The 17,794-nt window shown below is 72.0% G+C and carries 21 protein-coding genes; 13 read left to right on the forward strand and 8 right to left on the reverse strand.

What is annotated here, in order from left to right; genetic code table 11:
* Window positions 1-17 precede the first annotated feature (17 nt).
* Window positions 18-800, reverse strand: coding sequence for an acyl-CoA thioesterase domain-containing protein (locus IEY82_RS05965; RefSeq protein WP_225262227.1), 783 nt, complete (start codon window positions 798-800; stop codon window positions 18-20).
* Between the two features lie 197 nt (window positions 801-997).
* On the opposite strand from IEY82_RS05965, the gene IEY82_RS05970 reads away from it, so the two are divergent.
* Entirely contained in the window at window positions 998-1,429 is a 432-nt protein-coding gene (locus IEY82_RS05970) for a type II toxin-antitoxin system PemK/MazF family toxin (RefSeq protein WP_189122954.1), read from the forward strand.
* 48 nt (window positions 1,430-1,477) lie between these two features.
* Here the strand turns inward: IEY82_RS05970 and IEY82_RS05975 are convergent, their stop codons facing one another.
* Complete coding sequence (locus IEY82_RS05975; RefSeq protein WP_189122955.1) at window positions 1,478-1,885, reverse strand: cupin domain-containing protein; 408 nt, start codon at window positions 1,883-1,885, stop codon at window positions 1,478-1,480.
* Entirely contained in the window at window positions 1,886-2,011 is a 126-nt protein-coding gene (locus tag IEY82_RS39790) for a hypothetical protein (protein WP_263647609.1), read from the reverse strand. It lies immediately after the preceding gene.
* Between the two features lie 129 nt (window positions 2,012-2,140).
* Here IEY82_RS39790 and IEY82_RS05980 point away from each other — a divergent pair, with 129 nt between their 5' ends.
* The 4 genes from IEY82_RS05980 (at window position 2,141) to IEY82_RS05995 (ending at window position 5,724) form a co-directional block, all read left to right on the forward strand.
* Complete coding sequence (locus IEY82_RS05980; protein ID WP_225262225.1) at window positions 2,141-2,911, forward strand: DUF3152 domain-containing protein; 771 nt, start codon at window positions 2,141-2,143, stop codon at window positions 2,909-2,911.
* A gap of 116 nt (window positions 2,912-3,027) precedes the next feature.
* Complete coding sequence (locus IEY82_RS05985; protein WP_189122956.1) at window positions 3,028-4,146, forward strand: MBL fold metallo-hydrolase; 1,119 nt, start codon at window positions 3,028-3,030, stop codon at window positions 4,144-4,146.
* A 119-nt stretch (window positions 4,147-4,265) separates the two neighbouring features.
* A complete protein-coding gene (locus IEY82_RS05990; RefSeq protein WP_189122957.1) occupies window positions 4,266-5,180 on the forward strand; it encodes a pirin family protein in 915 nt (304 codons plus the stop codon).
* Between the two features lie 154 nt (window positions 5,181-5,334).
* Window positions 5,335-5,724, forward strand: coding sequence for a hypothetical protein (locus IEY82_RS05995; RefSeq protein ID WP_189122958.1), 390 nt, complete (start codon window positions 5,335-5,337; stop codon window positions 5,722-5,724).
* A 375-nt stretch (window positions 5,725-6,099) separates the two neighbouring features.
* Here IEY82_RS05995 and IEY82_RS06000 read toward each other — a convergent pair whose 3' ends face one another.
* From IEY82_RS06000 to IEY82_RS06010, 3 genes are all read right to left on the reverse strand, one after another.
* A complete protein-coding gene (locus IEY82_RS06000) occupies window positions 6,100-7,101 on the reverse strand; it encodes a coiled-coil domain-containing protein (protein WP_189122959.1) in 1,002 nt (333 codons plus the stop codon).
* A gap of 155 nt (window positions 7,102-7,256) precedes the next feature.
* Window positions 7,257-7,781, reverse strand: coding sequence for a hypothetical protein (locus IEY82_RS06005; RefSeq protein ID WP_189123153.1), 525 nt, complete (start codon window positions 7,779-7,781; stop codon window positions 7,257-7,259).
* Between the two features lie 2 nt (window positions 7,782-7,783).
* Window positions 7,784-8,545: a bestrophin-like domain gene (locus IEY82_RS06010; RefSeq protein WP_189122960.1), complete on the reverse strand. Its 762-nt coding sequence runs from the start codon at window positions 8,543-8,545 to the stop codon at window positions 7,784-7,786.
* 270 nt (window positions 8,546-8,815) lie between these two features.
* Between IEY82_RS06010 and IEY82_RS06015 the strand changes: the two genes are divergently transcribed.
* The gene (locus IEY82_RS06015) at window positions 8,816-9,166 is read left to right on the forward strand and encodes an avidin-fold protein (protein ID WP_225262224.1); all 351 of its coding nucleotides are present in this window, start codon (window positions 8,816-8,818) and stop codon (window positions 9,164-9,166) included.
* A gap of 31 nt (window positions 9,167-9,197) precedes the next feature.
* Here the strand turns inward: IEY82_RS06015 and IEY82_RS06020 are convergent, their stop codons facing one another.
* A complete protein-coding gene (locus IEY82_RS06020; protein ID WP_189122961.1) occupies window positions 9,198-9,833 on the reverse strand; it encodes an Lrp/AsnC family transcriptional regulator in 636 nt (211 codons plus the stop codon).
* A 107-nt stretch (window positions 9,834-9,940) separates the two neighbouring features.
* Here IEY82_RS06020 and IEY82_RS06025 point away from each other — a divergent pair, with 107 nt between their 5' ends.
* The 7 genes from IEY82_RS06025 to IEY82_RS06055 all read left to right on the forward strand — a co-directional run bounded on the left by IEY82_RS06025 (window position 9,941) and on the right by IEY82_RS06055 (window position 16,704).
* A complete protein-coding gene (locus tag IEY82_RS06025) occupies window positions 9,941-11,515 on the forward strand; it encodes an ABC transporter substrate-binding protein (RefSeq protein WP_189122962.1) in 1,575 nt (524 codons plus the stop codon).
* Between the two features lie 19 nt (window positions 11,516-11,534).
* Entirely contained in the window at window positions 11,535-12,647 is a 1,113-nt protein-coding gene (locus IEY82_RS06030; RefSeq protein ID WP_225262331.1) for an ABC transporter permease, read from the forward strand.
* Complete coding sequence (locus IEY82_RS06035) at window positions 12,644-13,510, forward strand: ABC transporter permease (RefSeq protein WP_189122963.1); 867 nt, start codon at window positions 12,644-12,646, stop codon at window positions 13,508-13,510. The genes IEY82_RS06030 and IEY82_RS06035 overlap by 4 nt, the downstream gene beginning before the upstream one ends.
* Complete coding sequence (locus IEY82_RS06040; RefSeq protein ID WP_189122964.1) at window positions 13,507-14,367, forward strand: ABC transporter ATP-binding protein; 861 nt, start codon at window positions 13,507-13,509, stop codon at window positions 14,365-14,367. Before IEY82_RS06035 ends, IEY82_RS06040 begins: the two co-directional genes overlap by 4 nt.
* Window positions 14,364-15,269, forward strand: coding sequence for an ABC transporter ATP-binding protein (locus IEY82_RS06045; RefSeq protein WP_189122965.1), 906 nt, complete (start codon window positions 14,364-14,366; stop codon window positions 15,267-15,269). The genes IEY82_RS06040 and IEY82_RS06045 overlap by 4 nt, the downstream gene beginning before the upstream one ends.
* Before the next feature lie 52 nt (window positions 15,270-15,321).
* On the forward strand, window positions 15,322-16,299 hold the full coding sequence (locus IEY82_RS06050) for a M24 family metallopeptidase (RefSeq protein ID WP_189122966.1): 978 nt from the start codon (window positions 15,322-15,324) through the stop codon (window positions 16,297-16,299).
* A 96-nt stretch (window positions 16,300-16,395) separates the two neighbouring features.
* The gene (locus tag IEY82_RS06055) at window positions 16,396-16,704 is read left to right on the forward strand and encodes a DUF6401 family natural product biosynthesis protein (RefSeq protein WP_225262330.1); all 309 of its coding nucleotides are present in this window, start codon (window positions 16,396-16,398) and stop codon (window positions 16,702-16,704) included.
* Window positions 16,705-16,811: 107 nt separating this feature from the next.
* On the opposite strand, the gene IEY82_RS06060 is transcribed toward IEY82_RS06055, so the two are convergent.
* Window positions 16,812-17,633 (reverse strand): mechanosensitive ion channel family protein, encoded by an 822-nt coding sequence (locus tag IEY82_RS06060; RefSeq protein ID WP_189122967.1) that lies wholly within the window; start codon window positions 17,631-17,633, stop codon window positions 16,812-16,814.
* Window positions 17,634-17,794 lie beyond the last annotated feature (161 nt).

Here is a 17,794-nt window from a genome sequence, read left to right on the forward strand (position 1 = left end):
CGCACGGCGCTACGGCGTCATGAGGTCGAGGCCGGGGTGCCGGGCGCCATGGCGTTGGCGACGGCGGTGACCAGGCAGAACCCGATCGGCCCGGCGGCGTCGTGGAACGTGCACTGCCCGGTGGCGATGCCGTCGGCGCTGAGATGGCCGGTCGACTCGACGCCGATCAACTCGCCCTCGGGCAGCCGGCCCAGGGTGAGCGTGTAGTCGGCGTTGATGAACGGGAGGCCGCCGGCGCCGCCGTTGCTGAGCGGGCTGGCGAAGTCGGCCGCCAGCGCCACCCGGGTGAACGGCGTGATCTCCTCGTCGTCCACCAGCGGGTGGCGCTCACGCAGCCAGACCCGATGCGGCCCCGGCTGGGCCCACTCGGTCCGCCACCACAGGTCGAACGGCGGCGTCCACTCGCCGGCCTCCAACGGCGGGGCCTCGGGCGGAGGCTCGTCCCACATGGGAGTGATGAGCCGCTCGCCTTCGGGCTGCTCGCCCTTCCTGAGCAGTACGGCGCCGGCCCGGCCGATCACCCCCTGGTCGGTGCGGATCACGGCGTCGGCCACCCGGATCCTGCGGCCGTCCCTGACCAGCTCCGTCTCGACGGTCACCGGCAGCAGCGGGCTGTTGCGGAACAGGTCGACGGTGAGCCTGGCGAAGCTCAGACCAGGCGCGCCGTACTCCTGCTCGATGGCGCGGGCGGCGAGCCCGCCGAGCAGGCGGCCGTGGAGCATGTCGGGGGACCAGGGGCTGCGGGCGTGCGGCTCGGGCACGAACTCGCCCTGCTTACGCGTGAAGAACGCTGACGTCACAGAATCGGATTCTAGTTCTTGCGGTGACTCTCCGCCCAGTCCCCGGGCGGCGGGCGCCCGCATCAGGCCACCTCGCGGATCGCGGTCAGATCAGCCCGCCGAGACGCAGAACGGATGGCCTTCCGGGTCGGTGAGCGCGGCGCGGTCGGCGGGGGCCGTCTCCGGATCCGGTCCGGCGTCCGCGTAAGATCCCCTGCGTGCGCGATTCAGGTGAAGATCCCAGGCCCGCCAGGGGCGCGGTGCGCGAGATCCACTCGCTCGACGGGGCCGCCCGGCTGTCCTACTCCCCCGACCTCGACGGCCTCGCCGACCCCGGTGAGATCGTCTGGGCCTGGGTGCCCTACGAGGAGGACCCAGGGCGCGGCAAGGACCGCCCGCTGCTGGTCGTCGGCCGCACGGGCCACCGGCTGATCGCCCTGATGCTGTCCAGCCGCGGCGACGACGGCGCCGACTGGCTGGAGGTCGGCGCCTGGGGCCGCGACGGCAAGGTGTCCCACCTGCGGCTCGACCGGGTCTTCGTGCTCGACGAGGACGACATCCGGCGCGAGGGCGCCGTCCTCGACGGCGACCGGTTCGCCCGCGTGGCGGCCCGGCTGATGACGATGTACGGCTGGGCCGCCGGCCGCTAGCCCCCGCTCCACTCGGGGATCTCGCCCGGCGCGTGACACCGGAAGCCGCTAGCCCCTGCTCCACTCGGGGGTCTCCCCCGGCGCGTGACACCGGAAGCCGGGGGCTCCTTCGAGCGCCTTCTCCTCGCCTCCCGGCGTGTAGGTGACGATCAGCCGGAGCGGGCGCCAGGTCGTGTTGTACGTCGAGTGGTCGACGCCCATTGGGATGTGCACCGTGTCGCCCTCGCGGATCGGGAACGGGTCGCCGTCGCCGACGGTCTGCTCGGCCTCTCCGGAGACGACGTACAGGATCTCCTCCGCGGCCGGGTGGTTGTGCCGGGCGTGGCCCTGGCCAGGGTTGACCACGACCTCGCCGAACGTGCTGCCCGCGCCCGGGATCAGCGACGGGGTGACGAACCACTTGATCGAGCCCCAGTCGAGCGACATCGTCGACACGGAGTTGGGATTGACCAGCATTTAGGTCTCCAGGCTGTTGAAGGCCGCCACCTGCTCGGTGATGGCGCGTCCGGCGGAAGGAGATCGGCCGGCGAGGCTCCGGGGCGGCCTTCCGCCGCCCGGTGTGCCCGCGAGTTCGGCCGTCATGCTCCGACGTTAACCGGCCGGAGCGCGATCGGCCGGTCACATAGAATCATCACCGGCCCGCCGAACGGGCACGAGCCCGCCTGTCCGCCCCGGGTGACCCGGGCGTCGTATGATCGTCACCTCCCCACGGTGATCGAGTGGGGAGGCGCGTTGCGTCGGTCGGTGGTGCTGGTCCTGATCCTGCTGGCGGCCGGTTGCGGCGCGCAGTCCCCTTCGGCGCCCCCGCCGTCGGCGTCCGAGACCTCCTCCCGGCCGCCCTCGGCGCTCCGCCCGCCGGGGCCGCTCCGGCCGACGGCTCAGCGTCGCCCGGCCCGCGAGCCGACGCCGGCCGCCGAGGCCAGGCCGGTGAAGGTGCCGTACACCGCCTCGGGCCGCTACTCGGTGGTGCGCGGGAGAGCTCCGGCGCGGCCTGGGCCGGGCGAGGTGGTGCGCTACCTGGTCGAGGTGGAGGGCGGCCTGCCGTTCGACGGCGACGCGTTCGCGGCCGCGGTGCACCGCACGCTCAACGACCCGCGCGGCTGGGCGCCGTTCCAGCGCGTCGACCACGGCCCGGTACGGGTCCGCGTGGCGCTGTCCAGCCCGGCCATGACGGACCGGCAGTGCCTGCCGCTGCGCACCGGCGGCGACCTGTCGTGCTGGAACGGCACCCGTTCGATCATCAACGCGCGGCGCTGGGCCGCCGGCGTCCCGCAGTACGAGGGCGACCTGGCCGCCTACCGTGACTACGTGATCAGCCACGAGGTGGGGCACAGCCTCGGCCACGGCCACACCGGCTGCCCCGGGCCCGGGCGGCCGGCCCCGGTGATGGCGCAGCAGTCGAAGTCGCTCGGCGGCTGCCGCCCCAACCCGTGGCCGTACCCCTCGCGGCCGAAGGACCGGCGTCCGGGACGTGACCGCTGAACCACGGACACATCGACTGATCAAAATCTATCGCGATATATCGTAGAAATCGGGAACATGGGGAACGGCCCAACCGGTTGAGCACAACAGAACCGATACTCAGGGGAGTGTGAGCGATGGCAGGACTTCGGACGGCACGGCGGATCCTCCTGGGAGGGGCGGCCGTCACGGCGGCGGGGCTGGCCCTTCGCGACGTCCCGGCCGAGCTGGGCGTGCGGCCGCTGACGTCGGGGCCGGATCGGACGGCCAGGATGTGGCGCTCGCCGCAGTTCAGGGACGGCAGGTTCGTCAACACGATGGCGGAGCCGACCGTGGTGAACACGCCACCCCCCGGCCTGGTGCGCGAGCTGGCCAGAAACCGCGAGCAGCGCCGCCCGGCCGGGCCGATCCCGGTGCGCGTCCCGCCGACCGGCGAGCCTTCGCCCACCGGCGTCCGCGCGATCTGGTACGGCCACGCGTCCACGCTGGTGGAGATCGAGGGGCGGCGGGTGCTGTTCGACCCGGTGTGGAGCAGGCGCCCCTCCCCCTCACAGCTGGTCGGCCCCAAGCGGCACCATCCGCCGCCGGTGCCGCTCGCCGAGCTGCCGCGGGTCGACGCGATCGCGATCTCGCACGACCACTACGACCACCTCGACCGGGCCACCGTGCGCTCGCTGACCGCCACGCAGAAGGCGCCGTTCCTGGTGCCGCTGGGCATCGGCGCGCACCTGGAGCGCTGGGGTGTGCCCGCCTACCGGATCATCGAGCTCGACTGGGAGGAGGAGGCCGAGGTGGCGGGGCTGCGCCTCGTCGCGACGGCCGCCCGCCACTTCTCCGGCCGCTCGCTCACCCGTAACGACACGCTCTGGGGGTCGTGGGTGGTCGCCGGGCCGACCAGGCGGGTGTTCTACGCGGGCGACTCGGGCTACTTCGAGGGTTACCGGGGCATCGGCGCCGCGCACGGGCCGTTCGACCTGACCCTGATGCCCATCGGGGCCTACAGCCCCGCCTGGCCGGACATCCACATGGACCCCGAGGAGGCGGTCAACGCCCATCTCGACCTCGGTGGCCGGCTGCTGCTGCCGGTGCACTGGGCGACGTTCACGCTCGCGCTGCACCCGTGGGCGGAGCCGGTGGACCGGCTGTGGCGCGAGGCCAAGGCCCGCGACGTCCCGATTGTGGTGCCCCGGCCCGGCGAGGCCGTGGACACCGACGCCACGCCGGCGGTCGACGGCTGGTGGGAGACCCTGGGCTGACCTTCCGGCGGTCGACGACTCGTTGGACGGCGCGGGGGGACGAGGCGGGGGACGAGGCGGGGGACGCAGGGGGATGCGGGGGGACGCCCTGGCCCGCCGCGCCGCCGTACAGTCAGGGGGTGAGCAACCTGGAACAGGACCCCCGCGAGATCCGGTGCCACGCGGACGCGGCGACCGCGAGCGAGTCGCTGGCCGGGCGCGACGTGCCGCTGGGCGGGCCGCGCGCGATGCGGGTGAGCCGCACGCTGCCGGGCGTGCGGCGACGCATGATCGGCGCATGGTGTTTCGTCGACGCCTACGGCCCCGAGGTCGCCGCGATGCGGGTGCCGCCGCACCCGCACACCGGGCTGCAGACCGTGAGCTGGCTGGTGGCGGGCGAGGTGCTGCACCGTGACAGCCTGGGCAGCCTCCAGCCGATCCGGCCGGGGCAGCTCAACCTGATGACGGCCGGGCGCGGCATCTCCCACTCGGAGGAGTCCGGCGAGGCGGTGCTCCACGGGGTGCAGCTGTGGGTGGCGCTGCCCGCCGAGCACCGGCACGTCGTGCCCGCGTTCGAGCACCATCCGGCACTGCCCGCGCTCACCGGTCCCGGCTTCGACGCCAGTGTGATCATGGGGTCGTTCGGCGGGGTGACTTCACCGGCGACCGCCTACAGCCCGCTCGCGGGCGCCGAGATCACCGTCGCCGGTGACGCCGAGCTGCCTCTCGACCCCGCGTTCGAGCACGGCGTCCTGCTGCTCGACGGCGTGGTGGAGCCGCTGGAGGCCGGCCCGCTGCGCTACCTGCCGCCCGGCCGGGCGAGCCTGCGCGTGCGCGGCGGCGGCCGGATCCTGCTGATCGGCGGCGAGCCGTTCGGCGAGGAGATCGTGATGTGGTGGAACTTCGTCGGGCGCACCCACGACGAGATCGCCGGCTTCCGCAAGGAGTGGATGGAGGGCGACGGGTTCGGCACGGTGACCGGGTTCGACGGCGAACCGCTCCCCGCGCCCATGATGCCGGGCACCCGGCTGCGGCCGAGGGGGCGGGTCCGCTAGCCGTTCGTCCCGCGCTCCTCCTCGTGGCGTCGCATCGCGGACATCACGGCCGCGCCCGCCGCGCCGACGAACTCACCCCGGTTGGCCGCCGCCCAGTCCACTCAGCGCCAGAACACGTTCCGTAGTCGATCGCCTACGGTCTAGAATCGTCCGTATGGCCTCCTCCGTCGCACAGCTGGAGATTCGCGTGGCGCGCCTCGAGCGCCGTGCGGACAACCAGCGAGAAGACATCAACGTCATAACGTCCGATCTATCCAAGATCCTGGACACGCAAGACCAGATCCTCAAAACCCAGGACCTCCACTCGAAGTCACTGGAGCACCATTCGCAGGTCCTGGACAACCACTCTCGGATCCTGGACAACCACTCTCGGATCCTGGACGATCACTCGCGGACCCTGAACGATCACTCGCGGATCCTGGACGATCACTCTCGGATCCTGAACAACCACACGAAGACCCTGAACAACCACACACGCATGTTCGAGACGCTGTTCGAGCACTTCGGCATCGCCCTCCCCGTTGAGGACAACGTGAGCAACTGACCGCAATCCCCCAGGGCTCCAGGAAGCTTCCTGGAGCCCTTTTCGCCGTGTTCCGGGCTTCTCTCTGGCGGTCGTGCGGCATCAAACTGATCAGGTCACAACTCGCCGTGCTCTGGGCAGGAGACCAGGAAGCGGGTAAAGCTTGATCGTCCACAAGCCGACATGCGGAGGCATCGGCAGTGACAGCGCGTTGCGGCAGGTCATGCAGGTCTTGGGCCTGTCGGTGCCGCCGCGGGACCCTGACCCTCTGCTCGGGCCGCCTCCGGATGCGTCGTTCTCCTCGCAGCGCGGGGCCGACCACACCTGAGTCGTGCCTTCTGGACACGCCCGCAGCAGATCACCAGCCGCGCAACCCGGGTCAGCCGCCTCGGACCGTCAGTAGACCGAGATGTGCGGGTGGTCGTAGTGGTTGGCGGTGGCACCGCCCCGGTCGGACATCGTGCGCCAGACGCCCGTCCGGGCGTGCCAGATCCGCTGCCGGTAGATGATGTACATGATGCCGAGCCGCTTGGCGTTCTTGATCGCCCAGGCGGCGATCTGGTCGCCGCGCCGCACCTCGGCCGCCGTCGGCATCGCGCCGCCGCGGCTCAGCATGAAGTCGCACGCCCGCCCCAGCGGGTGCTCGCCGCCGTCCTGGATCGCCCGGTAGCACCCGATCCCGTACGGCACCGCGAACCGTTCCTGGATGAGCATCTTGACCAGGCGCATCCGGGGTGTGACGTGGTCGGCGCCCTCGGGCAGCTGCGGGACCCAGGTGCCGTCCGAGCGCCGCACTCCGGGCGCCTGGTGCAACTGGTCGATCTTGTCCCGGATCTTCTCGATCAGCTTCTCGGCCTTGGCCTTGCGCCGGTCGAGGTCCTTCACCTGCCTGCCGAGCTCTTCGGCGCTGGCGGCGGCCTCGTTCCTGGCCTGTTCGTGGCCGTCTCTGACCTGGGCGAACCCGCTCAGCCTGGCGTTCTGGAGGTCCACGAGGTGACGGCTGAGCGCCAGCCTGCCGAGGACGTGGCCCGGGTCCTCGGTGCGCGAGATCATCACCGCCTCGTTGGAGGCGCCGCCGGTGTAGAGGGCGACGGCCATGCTTCGCAACTGGGTGGACTCGTGGTCGAAGACCTGTTGCGCGGCGGCCAGCTTCGCCTTGGCCGCCTTCTCCGTCTTCTCCGCCTTCTCGTGGGCGATGCGGCCGTTGTAGTAGTCGGCGATCAGCGTGTCCGACTCCTTCTGGAGGGCCGCGAGTTCCTTCCTGAGCTGGGCGACGGTGGGTTTGGGCGCCGCCTGTCCGGGCGTCGCGGCCACCGTCACCACCAGCACCGCGATCACCGTGAGGGTGAGGGCTCGGAGCGGACCACACCGCCGTCCGGCGGGGGACGCAACCGCCACGCTTCTCCTTCGCCCGTGGGACAGGGCGGATCCCCGGCGGTCGTGACGAGCCGCAGGGCGCCCTCTTTCGGAGCTGATAGTAGAGGATCACGCGACTTCGCTGGCAATTACCGCGTTTTTGGCGATACGGCCTGAACATGGCCCGCCGGGCGCCGTCAGCGGGCGAAGGCGATGGCGGTGGTGGAGGCGATCACCGTCGTCAGCACGACCATGAGGAGCACGGTGCGCAGCGGGCTGCGGCGTTGGGGAGCGGGCTCGGCGGGCACGACGCGGGGCCGCGCCGCCTCGACCCGGACGGGCTGCGGGGTCGGCTTCGGAGAGCGGGTGGTGCGCACCGGCGCCGGAACCCGGACCTCGGCCCGCACCGCGCGCGGTGTGGGGACCCGCGTGGGTGTGGGTCTGGGCGTGGGCGTGGCTCGGGGGGTCGGCCTGCGCGTGGGGGTCGGTGCGGGCGTCGGCGCGACGGTCGGAGTGGGGGTGACGATCACCGGCGGCACGATCACCGGCGGCGGCCCGCACGACCCGAGGTGGATGCTGACCAGGGGCAGGTCGAGGCAGATGGTCACCCCGAGGAGGCCCGAGGAGGGCGGCCCGCCGTCGGGATCGGCGGCGGCCGGGCCGCTCACGCACAGGGCGAGCAGGGTGCCGGCGAGGAGCAGCGGCGTGCGCCTGACGCCCACGGTCACACGCCTCCGGAGATCCGGGCGAACTGCTGGAGCGCGGCCCGGAAGGCTTCGGGCTCGACCGCGAGCGGCCCGTCGAAGACATGGGAGATGTCCCAGGTCAGATAGGTGCCGAAGCCGAGCATCGCGGCCATCGCGACCAGCGGCAGGATCGCCGCGCCGCGTGGCCGCGCGCCGGCGAGGAACGGGAACACGATGACCACGGCGCCGGTGAGGATGGTGAGCACCAGCACCCCGGGCGGCGGGGTGCTGGCGGCGTCGGCGGTGCGCTGGGCACGCGCGGCGGCCAGCGTGGCCAGGTGTTCCAGCACTTCGGCCTTGGCGTTCAGAGCGGCGTCGTCGGTCGCCTCGATCGCGATGACCCGGGTGCGGAGCGCCTCGAGCCGCTCGGTGGACACCGGGTCCATCCGGCCCTGGCCCATGACCGGCCATTCGTCCCTGACCACGAAGGCGACGTAGTCGCGCAGGCCCGCGCGGACCAGGTCGGGAGCGGGCAGGTCGGTGGCCGACCAGTAGGCGTCGATCGCCGCCTGGCTCTCGGCGTGGGTGTTCTGCCTGGCGGCGTCGGCCGTGGTCCACGGGACGATGATCGCGATGGCGAAGACCAGCAGGAACAGCGCCGACAGCATCGAGCCCGCGTGACCTGCCGAGGTCCCGCCGGGCTCGGGGTCGTCGCTGCCCTTGCCGGTGAACCTGAACAGCAGCGCGGCGAGGGCCACCACGCCCACTGCCGCCGCGACCGCGAGCGTGTACGCAATCATGAAGATCTCCAAACCCGGGGACGAACACTGACCGTCACCTGACTATCACAGTACGCATCCGGAGTGTTGGCACTACGCGGGTAAAACAGCGGCGAAGCGCGGAGCCCCGCGTCCGGGAGCGCCTCCGAGGGCGTGGCGAGCGACGACTGCGCCGGGAGCCGTCGCATGGCGCCGGGACGGCTGGACGGATCGTCCGGGCGAGGTCCGCGGGCCGCGCCATTCGTCCAGCCGTGTGCGCGCCATCGGGAAATACCAGCACCATGACTCCCCGTGAACCTTCTCAACGGCCGCAGATTCGTGATGGTGAGCTCGACGGCGAGCGCGGTGGACCCGGAGCGGCCCACCGAGTTCAGCTACCAGGAGGCGGACGGCGTGGTGTGGGGCAGCTACACCGGCGACACCGTCATCCACGGGCGCTTCGTCGGCACCAGGGACGGTGACGTGGTCTCGATCGCGTACGCGCACGCGCTGAAGGCGGGCGGCAAGGCGGGCGGCCAGGGCAGCAGCCGCATCGAGACCGAGGCCGACGGCAGGCTGCGGCTGGTGGAGGAGTTCCGGTTCGAGGGCGACGACACGGTGCACGTGAGCGTGTGCACCGAGGCCGTCGCCCCGCGCGGCTAGCCTGTTCGCCGCCGGACGACCGAGGGGCCGCTCACTCGTCCTTCCGCAGGGCGGCGCGGCCCTCGGCGGCGCCGACGAAGCGCATCTTGCCCAGCGGCACGTCGCCCTGGGTCTCCTGCGCGCCGCGCCGGGCGGATCTCGGCTTGCCGCGGTCGCTCGGCAGCACGTACGGCCGCTTGAGCACCTCGTCCAGGATGAACACGGTCTCCGTCGCCTTCACGGCCGGGATGCCGGCCAGCCGGTCGGTCACCATGGCGTGCACCTCGGCCACGTCCGCCATCCGCACCAGGATCATCGCGTCGTGCTGGCCGGTGGTGATCGCGCAGTACTCGACCTCGGGCATCCTGGCCAGCTCGGCCCTGAACTGCTTCCACATCTGCTGCCGCACGGTCACGAAGATCAGCGCGGTGATGCCGAGACCGGTCCTGACGTGGTCGATCTCGGCGGTGAACCGCTTGATCGCCCCGTCCGCGCGCAGCGCCTCGAACCGGGTGTAGGCACTGGCCCGGGAGATGCCCACCCGCTCGGCCAGTGCGGACACCGAGATCCTGCCGTTCTCGCGCAGGACCTCCAGGATCTTCAGATGGGTGGCGTCCAGTTCGAGACCGATGCCGATCCGTCCAGACGAAGCACCACCGCTGCCAGCATTTCTGGAAATTTCACTCATTGATACCCCTTGCCCATTTATATACGTCTTGCCGACCAGACAATGCCTGGACGATCTGCCGCACAATCCTCGGCATATACCGACCAATCGTCCACTGGAGGACACACATGGCGACCCGCTCGCAGACAGCGGCTGTGCTGCTCGCCGGTGCACTCGCCCTCGCCGCCTGCGGAAGCGGCGGCGCCCAGGCGCCCGCGGCCCAGAGCGGCGCGAAGACGCTCGTCATCGACACGTCCTTCGACCTCAAGACGGCCGACCCCGGCCGCACGTACGAGCCCACCGGCTTGATCGTGGGCAAGGCCACCTATGAGACCTTGCTCACCTTCGAAGGCGCCGACGTGACCAAGCCGGTGCCCGCGCTGGCCGAGTCGTACGAGCTGTCGGAGGACGGCAAGGTCGTCACGCTCAAGCTGAAGCAGGGCGCGACGTTCGCCGACGGCTCGCCGATCACGGCGGACGACGTGGTCTTCTCGCTTACCCGGGTGCGCGACATGAAGGGCACCCCGTCGTTCCTGCTCGACGGCGTCGAGGTGGCCAAGACCGACGACACGACGGTCACGCTGACGTCGAAGGCGCCGAACCCGGCCCTGCCGTACATCCTGCCGAACCCCGCGCTCGGCATCCTCAACAGCAAGGCCGCCCAGGCCAACGGCGCGACCGCGGACGCGCAGGACAAGGCCGAGCAGTACCTGAACGCCAACTCCCTGGGCTCCGGCCCGTACACGATCGAGTCGTTCAACGTGAGCAGCCAGGTCGTGCTCAAGGCGAACCCGAAGTACCACGGGACCAAGCCCGCCTACGACAAGGTCGTGATCCGCAACGTCGAGGCGGCCACCCAGAAGCTCAACGTGCAGCGCGGCGACAGCCAGGTGGCGCTCAACCTGTCCGGCGACCAGGTCACCGGCATGCCGTCGACCCTGCAGGTCAAGAAGACGGCCTCGGCCAACGTCATCTTCCTGCTGGCCAACCAGAACTCCGGCGTCAGCAAGACCACGCCCAACCCGAAGTTCGTCGAGGCGGTGCGCAAGGGCGTCGACTACGCCGGTCTGCTGGAGCTGGCCGGCGAGGGCGCCACGCAGGCGCCCGGCGTGATCCCGTCGCAGCTGCTCGGCGCGCTGCCCGCGGACGAGGCGCCGAAGCGTGACGTCGAGGGCGCGAAGGCGGCCCTGGCGGCCAGCGGGCTGTCCAACCCGACGGTCAAGCTGGAGTTCCCGTCCGAGCTGACCGTCAACGGCCTGTCCTTCCAGCCGCTGGCCGAGCGGGTCCAGGCCAACCTCAAGGAGGTCGGCATCACGGTGGACCTGGCGCCGGCGCCGGTGACCGTCGCGCTGGACAACTACCGCAACGGCAAGGAGGAGATGGGCCTGTGGTACTGGGGCCCGGACTACCCGGACCCGAGCGACTACCTCGTGTTCACGCCCGGCAAGACGGTCGGCGAGCGGGCCGGCTGGAAGGCCGGTTCGGACAGGACGATCGAGGAGTCCGCCGAGAAGGCGGCGGCCGCGGTGGGCGACGACGCGCGCAAGGAGGCCTACGCCGACATGCAGCGCAAGCTCAACGCCGCGGGCCCGTTCATCCCGCTCTTCCAGCCGAGCCAGAACATCGTGACGGCCGCCTCCGTGACGGACGTGGAGTACCACCCGGTGTGGACGGTCGACATCGCCGACCTCGGCGCCAAGTAGGACCAGCGACGTGTCCGAGATGGACGACGCCACGGGCGCGGCGGCCTCCCCGCCGCGCCCGTCCGGCGATCCCCCGCCCGCCACGGCCCGCAGCCGGCGGCGCGGCGGGACGCACCCGCTCGCCCGGTTCCTGATCCGGCGCATCCTCACGGCCGTCCTGCTGGCCTGGGGCATCACGCTGGTCACGTTCGTGCTGACGAACCTGGTGCCCGGCGACCCGGTGGCCGCCAACCTGGGGCAGCGAGCGCTGGGCGACCCGGCCATCGTCGCCCAGTGGCGGGCCGAGCACGGGCTGGACAAGCCCCTCTGGCAGCAGTACGGGCTCTACCTGCAGGGCCTCGTCCAGGGCGACCTGGGCACCAGCCAGCAGAGTCACCGGCCGGTCAGCGAGGACCTGGCCGAGTTCGTGCCGGCGACCCTGGAGCTGGCCGGGGCGGCGATCGTCGTCTCGCTGATCCTCGGCGTGGCGTTCGGCGTGGTGGCGGCGCTGCGCCGGGACCGGTTCGCCGACCACGCGCTGCGGGTGCTGAGCCTGATCGGCATCTCGGTGCCGACGTTCTGGCTGGCGCTGGTGGCGTTCTACGTCTTCTTCTACCGGCTGCAGATCACCCCGGGCAGCGGACGCGTCGACCCGGCGCTCGGCGGCGCGCCGCCGGTGACCGGGCTGCAGACGATCGACGCGCTGCTGGCGGGCCGGTGGGACATCTTCGTCTCGGCGGCCGGTCACCTGGTCACGCCCGCTCTGGTGCTGGCGCTCTACACGATCGGCCTGCTCACCCGGTTCACCCGCTCGGCGGTGCTGGAGGTGCTCGGCCAGGACTACGTGCGCGCCGCCCGGGCCAAGGGGCTGCCGGGCCGGGTGATCCTGTTCCGCTACGTGCTGCGCTCGGCGCTGGTGCCGATCATCACGGTGGCGGGCCTGGCCTTCGGCAGCCTGCTGTCCGGGACGGTGCTGGTCGAGGCGATCTTCGCCTGGCCGGGCATCGGCCAGTACGCCTACAAGAGCGCCACCACCCTCGACCTGCCCGCCGTCATGGGCGTCGGCCTGGTCGTGGGAGTGGTGTACCTGGTCATCAACCTGATCGTGGACGTCCTGTACGGCGTCATCGATCCCCGCGTGAGGTCGCAGTGAGACGGGATCGCAAGGGGCTGCTCGGACGGCTCCCGGAGGCGTGGCGGCAGCCGCTGGCCGTGGTCGGCATCGTGGTCGCGGCGGCCTGGCTGGTCATCGCGGTCGCCGCGCCGGTGCTGGCGCCGTACGATCCGCTGGCCCAGGAGCTGCCGAGGCTGGCCGCGCCGGGCCCCGGCCACTGGTTCGGCACCGACCAGCTCGGGCGCGACGTGCTCAGCAGGGTTCTGTACGGCGCGCGGGTGTCGATCCCGCTGACGTTGCTGCTGGTCGTGATGTCGGTGCTGGTCGGCGGCCTGCTCGGCGCCTGCGCCGGATATTTCGGTAGATGGGTGGGAGAGTCGATCATGCGGCTGGCGGACCTGGTGTTCGCCTTCCCCACGGTGATCCTGGCCATGGTGGTGGCCGCGGCCCTCGGCGCCAGCCTGACCAACGCGGTGCTGGCCGTGCTGGTGGTCGCCTGGCCGTCCTACGCCCGGGTCACCCGGGGGCTGGTGCTCGGCGTGCGGGAACGCGAGTTCGTGCTGAGCGGGCGGCTGCTGGGCTTCTCCGCCTGGCGCTCGCTCCGCGTCGACGTGCTGCCGAACGTGACCGGCCCGGTGCTGGTCCTGGCCACGCTGGACATCGGCACCGCGCTGCTGCTGCTGTCGGGCCTGTCGTTCCTCGGCCTCGGCGCCAAGCCGCCGTCCCCCGAGTGGGGGGCGATGGTGGCCGGCGGCGTGGAGGTGTTCGACAGCTGGTGGGTGGCGACGTTCCCGGGGCTGGCGATCCTGACCGTGGTGCTGGCGTTCAACTTCCTCGGCGACACGCTGCGCGACGCCCTGGACCCGCGTACCGCCCGTGCCATCAAGGAGCGTGCACTGTGACCTCCCGGAGCGTGCTGGACATCAGCGGGCTGAAGGTGTCGATCGGCGGCCGGGAGGTCCTGCGCGGCGTCGACCTGTCCCTGGCCGAGGGCCGGGTGCACGGCCTGGCCGGGGAGAGCGGGTCGGGCAAGACGATGACCGGCCTGGCCGTGCTCGGGCTGCTGCCGCACGGCGCGCGGGCGACCGGCCGCATCGCGCTCGGCGACCGCGACCTGCTGACGCTGCCGCCCAGGGAGCTCAACCGGGTACGCGGCGGCGAGGTGGCCATGGTCTTCCAGGACCCGGCGACCAGCCTGCACCCGATGCTCACGGTCGGCAGGCAGCTGACCGAGCACATGCGCCACCACCTCGGCGTGGACAAGGCGGAGGCGAGGGCCAGGGCGGTCGAGCTGCTCGGCAAGGTGCGCATCCCGGGCGCCGATGAGGCGTTCGGGCGCTTCCCGCACCAGTTCTCCGGTGGCATGCGCCAGCGCGTCGCGATCGCCATCGCGCTGGCCTGCTCACCCAAGGTGCTGATCGCTGACGAGCCGACGACCGCGCTGGACGTGACCGTGCAGGCGGGCGTGCTGCGGCTGCTGCGCGGCCTGTGCGACGAGCTCGGGCTGGCGGTGCTGCTCGTCACCCACGACCTGGGCGTGATGTCGGCGATCGCCGACGAGGTGAGCGTGATGCGGGAGGGCCTGGTCGTCGAGACCGGGCCGCGCGGCCAGGTGCTGCGCGAGCCCGCGCACCCCTACACCCGCTCGCTGCTGGACGCGCTGCCCGACTCGTCGCCCGAGCCGCCCGGTTCGGCACCCGAGCCGCCTGACGCGCGGACTGACTCGTCACCTGATTCGCCGACGGGAGAGACCGCATGACGCTGGATATCAGGGACCTGGTCGTGGAGCACCGCTCCCCCGGCCGCCCGGTCGTGCGGGCGGTGGCGGGGGCGAGCCTGACCGTCAGCCCGGGCGAGGTCGTCGGCCTGGTCGGCGAGTCGGGCTGCGGCAAGTCGACGCTGGCCCGCGCGGCCTGCGGGCTGAACCCGGTCACCGAGGGCTCCATCACCTTCGAGGGCCGTCCGGTCGCCCCGCTGGGGCTGCGCCGCAGGCGGGAGACGGGCATCCAGATGGTGTTCCAGGACCCGTACGCGTCGCTCAATCCGCGCCGTCGCGTGGGCGACCAGATCGCCGACGGGCTGCGGACCGCGCGCGACACCGCCGCCACCCCCGCCGACCTGCTGGAACGGGTGGGCCTGCCGCGTGACTTCGCCGGACGGCATCCGCACGAGTTCTCCGGCGGGCAGCGGCAGCGCGTCGCGATCGCCCGGGCGCTGGCGGCCAGGCCGCGGATGCTGATCGGGGACGAGCCGATCTCCGCGCTGGACGCCTCGGCCCAGGCGCAGGTCGCGACCCTGATGCGCGACCTGGCGGTGGACGCGGGCGCCGGCCTGCTGTTCATCAGCCACGACCTGTCGGTGGTGCGGCTGATCGCCGACCGGATCGCCGTCATGTACCTCGGCAGGATCGTCGAGGTGGGCGACACGGCGGAGGTGTGGGCGAACCCCCGGCACCCGTACACGCGGGCGCTGCTCGGGGCCATCCCCCGGCCCGACGGGATGGGCGTGCTGCCCGCCGAGCTGCCGGGTGACGTGCCCGATCCGGCCAACCCGCCGGGAGGGTGCCGGTTCCACCCGCGTTGCCCGCTCGTCATGGACGTGTGCCGGGACGAGGAGCCCCGCTTCGGCCCGGTCGCCTGCTGGCTGCACGAGGCGAAATGACGCGATTGAGATGACACGTCTGGAATGATCCAATGGACATGAAGCGGCTGACATGACGACGGGGGCGCGGGTGACCGCCGCGCGGGCGGCCATGGCCGAGGCCGGTCTCGACGCGCTGGTGCTGCGCCCGTCTCCCGATTTCCGGTTCCTGGGCGGGCGGGATGGCCCGTACCTGGTGCTCACCCCGGACGCGCTCGCCGAGACCGCGGATCCGGGACGGCTGCTCCCCGGGAACGCGCGGCGGGTCGGGGTGGATCCGGAGATGCGGGTCCGCGAGCTGTTCGCCCTGGCGATCGAGGCCGAGCTGGTGCCGGCCGCGCTGGCGCTGGCACCGCTGCGGCTGCGCAAGGAGCCATCGGAGATCGAGGCGGTCGGGCGGGCGGCCGCGGCGGCGGAGGCGGTTCTCGGGCAGGTACGGGAGCTGGCCTGGTTCGGCGCGACCGAGCGGGCGATGGCGGCCAGGCTGCGGATGCTGGCGCTGGAGACGGGCTGCGAGGAGGTGCTGTCCCTCCGGGTCGCGGCGGGCGAGCACACGGCGCGGGCGGATCACGTCCCGGGCGAGCGCGTGATCAACCCGGGTGACGCGCTGCTGGTCTCGCTCTGCGGCCGGTGGGACGGCTACTGCGCGGAGGTGGGACGGGTCTTCGCGGTCGCCGAGCCGCCGGAGGACTACGAGGCCATGTACTCGGTGGTGGTCGCCGCGCACGCCGCGGCCCTGCGGGCGGCGGGCAGGGGGGCCACGGCCGCCGCGGTGGCCGCCGCCGCCGTCGACGTGATGGACGGCAGCGGCTACGGATCCTTCGCCTCGGACCGCTCCGGCAGGGGCGTCGGCCTGGGCCCCGACGAGGGCCCGTGGCTGCGGCCGGGCGACGCCACGGTCCTGGAGCCCGGGATGGTGCTCTGCCTGGAACCGGCCGTCTACGTACCCGACCTGTTCGGAGCGCGGCTCGCGGACACCGTCGTCTGCGCCCCCGAGGGTCCCGTCGCGCTCAGCGTCTCCCCGCGCGCCCTGCGTGTTCTCGACCGCTGAGGGCCGGGCGCGGGTCGCGTCGGGGCGTTCGTCCGGCGGGTGGCACTTCGTCCCCCGTGGACGAGCATTTTAATTGGACATTAAGGTTATTTGGTGATGTTTGAGGATGGCTGGGCGGCTGCGCCCTTGCGGTGGGTGATGGACACGGTGGGTCACACCCACCTGGACCGGATGGCCGTCGAGCCCGGTCTGGTGGCGGCGGTGGATCAGCATGCCGCGGCGCTCCGGGACGCGATCCCGCTCGACCGCGAGACGCTGGGCGACTACCTGCTGGGGTTCGCGGACGAGTTGCGGCACCTGGGCTGGACGCCCGGCGGCGAGGACGACCTCGCCACCGTACGGCTGACCGCGATCTGCTGGCTGGCACGCGAGCTGGGCCTGCTCACCGACGAGTCCCCCGCCTGAGCCGGACCGGGACCTGCGGGTCCCGGTCACTGAGCCGGACCGGGACCGGTGGGTCCCGGTCACTGAGCCGGACCGGGACCGGTGGGTCCCGGTCACTGTCAGGCGGTTCAGAAGTCCGGGCGGTCCCGGCCGGTCGTGCCCCCCGGTTCGGTACGAGGGGCCGCTCCGCCCGGCTCTCCGTGGACGGGTGCGGCCGGCTCGCCGGCCGGCGCCATCCGCCGGGCGTCCTGCCGTCCTCTCTGATAGGCCTCGGCATGGGCCTTGGCCTGCGGGAGCTGCTCCTCGATGTTGCCCAGCCAGCGGTCCCAGCGCTGCTGCATGGGCCGCACCAGGCCGCCGCCGATGCCGATCGCGGCAATGGCTCCGATCGTGGCGAGCACGGTGATCAGCACCGGCGTCGTGACGGTGGTGGCCACGCCGATCTGGTTGAGGGCGGCGATGATGCCCAGGGCCCAGATGAACACCGCGGCGGCCGTCCCGAGCAAGGGGCCGTAGGCCAGGCCGCCCAGCGCGCCGGAGATGACGTCCTTGACGGCGCTGGCGATGGCGCCGGCGATCACCACGATGATGATGGCCACGACCGCCGCCGGCAGCCAGCCGACCACGGCGTTCAGCAGCGCCGAGATCGGGTTGGGTCCGAAGACGCTGAACGCCATCTGCAGCGTGACCAGCAGAATGGCGTAGAAGACCACTTTTCCGACCAGGCCGCTGGCGGTGTAGTTGCCGCGTGCCAGCGCGCGGCTCACGCCGCTGCGCTGCACCGCCCGCTCGAAGCCCACCTTCTCCAGGATCTTCTCGGCGATCTTGCCCAGCACCTTGGCGATGAGCCAGCCGATGATGAGTATGACGATGAAGGCGATCAGCCTCGGGACGAACGTGGCGATCTGCCGCCAGACATCCGTGAGGCCTTGGCCAATGTTGATATCCACGTCTCCCCCTTCGAGGCTTACGCCAACGCGCTACCCTGAGCGCTCCGCCTCACACACGCAGAGCGACGAAACAGCGCCCGCCGGCTCATCATCCAGCTCTTCACCTGGTCAAATAATCGTCACCGTGTGTGATCGGAGTGGTCAACGGGTAGTCATGCCGC

It is taken from the genome of Nonomuraea cavernae, from assembly GCF_014646355.1.
GTDB classification, from domain to species: domain Bacteria; phylum Actinomycetota; class Actinomycetes; order Streptosporangiales; family Streptosporangiaceae; genus Nonomuraea; species Nonomuraea cavernae.

Excerpts from the sequence above, each read along its gene's own strand:
- IEY82_RS05975 (WP_189122955.1), bottom strand. The coding sequence starts at position 1,885 with ATGCTGGTCAATCCCAACTCCGTGTCGACGATGTCGCTCGACTGGGGC.
- IEY82_RS39790 (WP_263647609.1), bottom strand. The coding sequence starts at position 2,011 with ATGACGGCCGAACTCGCGGGCACACCGGGCGGCGGAAGGCCGCCCCGG.
- IEY82_RS05985 (WP_189122956.1), top strand. The coding sequence starts at position 3,028 with ATGGCAGGACTTCGGACGGCACGGCGGATCCTCCTGGGAGGGGCGGCC.
- IEY82_RS05995 (WP_189122958.1), top strand. The coding sequence starts at position 5,335 with ATGGCCTCCTCCGTCGCACAGCTGGAGATTCGCGTGGCGCGCCTCGAG.
- IEY82_RS06010 (WP_189122960.1), bottom strand. The coding sequence starts at position 8,545 with ATGATTGCGTACACGCTCGCGGTCGCGGCGGCAGTGGGCGTGGTGGCC.
- IEY82_RS06020 (WP_189122961.1), bottom strand. The coding sequence starts at position 9,833 with ATGAGTGAAATTTCCAGAAATGCTGGCAGCGGTGGTGCTTCGTCTGGA.
- IEY82_RS06025 (WP_189122962.1), top strand. The coding sequence starts at position 9,941 with ATGGCGACCCGCTCGCAGACAGCGGCTGTGCTGCTCGCCGGTGCACTC.
- IEY82_RS06030 (WP_225262331.1), top strand. The coding sequence starts at position 11,535 with ATGGACGACGCCACGGGCGCGGCGGCCTCCCCGCCGCGCCCGTCCGGC.
- IEY82_RS06045 (WP_189122965.1), top strand. The coding sequence starts at position 14,364 with ATGACGCTGGATATCAGGGACCTGGTCGTGGAGCACCGCTCCCCCGGC.
- IEY82_RS06050 (WP_189122966.1), top strand. The coding sequence starts at position 15,322 with ATGACGACGGGGGCGCGGGTGACCGCCGCGCGGGCGGCCATGGCCGAG.
- IEY82_RS06055 (WP_225262330.1), top strand. The coding sequence starts at position 16,396 with ATGTTTGAGGATGGCTGGGCGGCTGCGCCCTTGCGGTGGGTGATGGAC.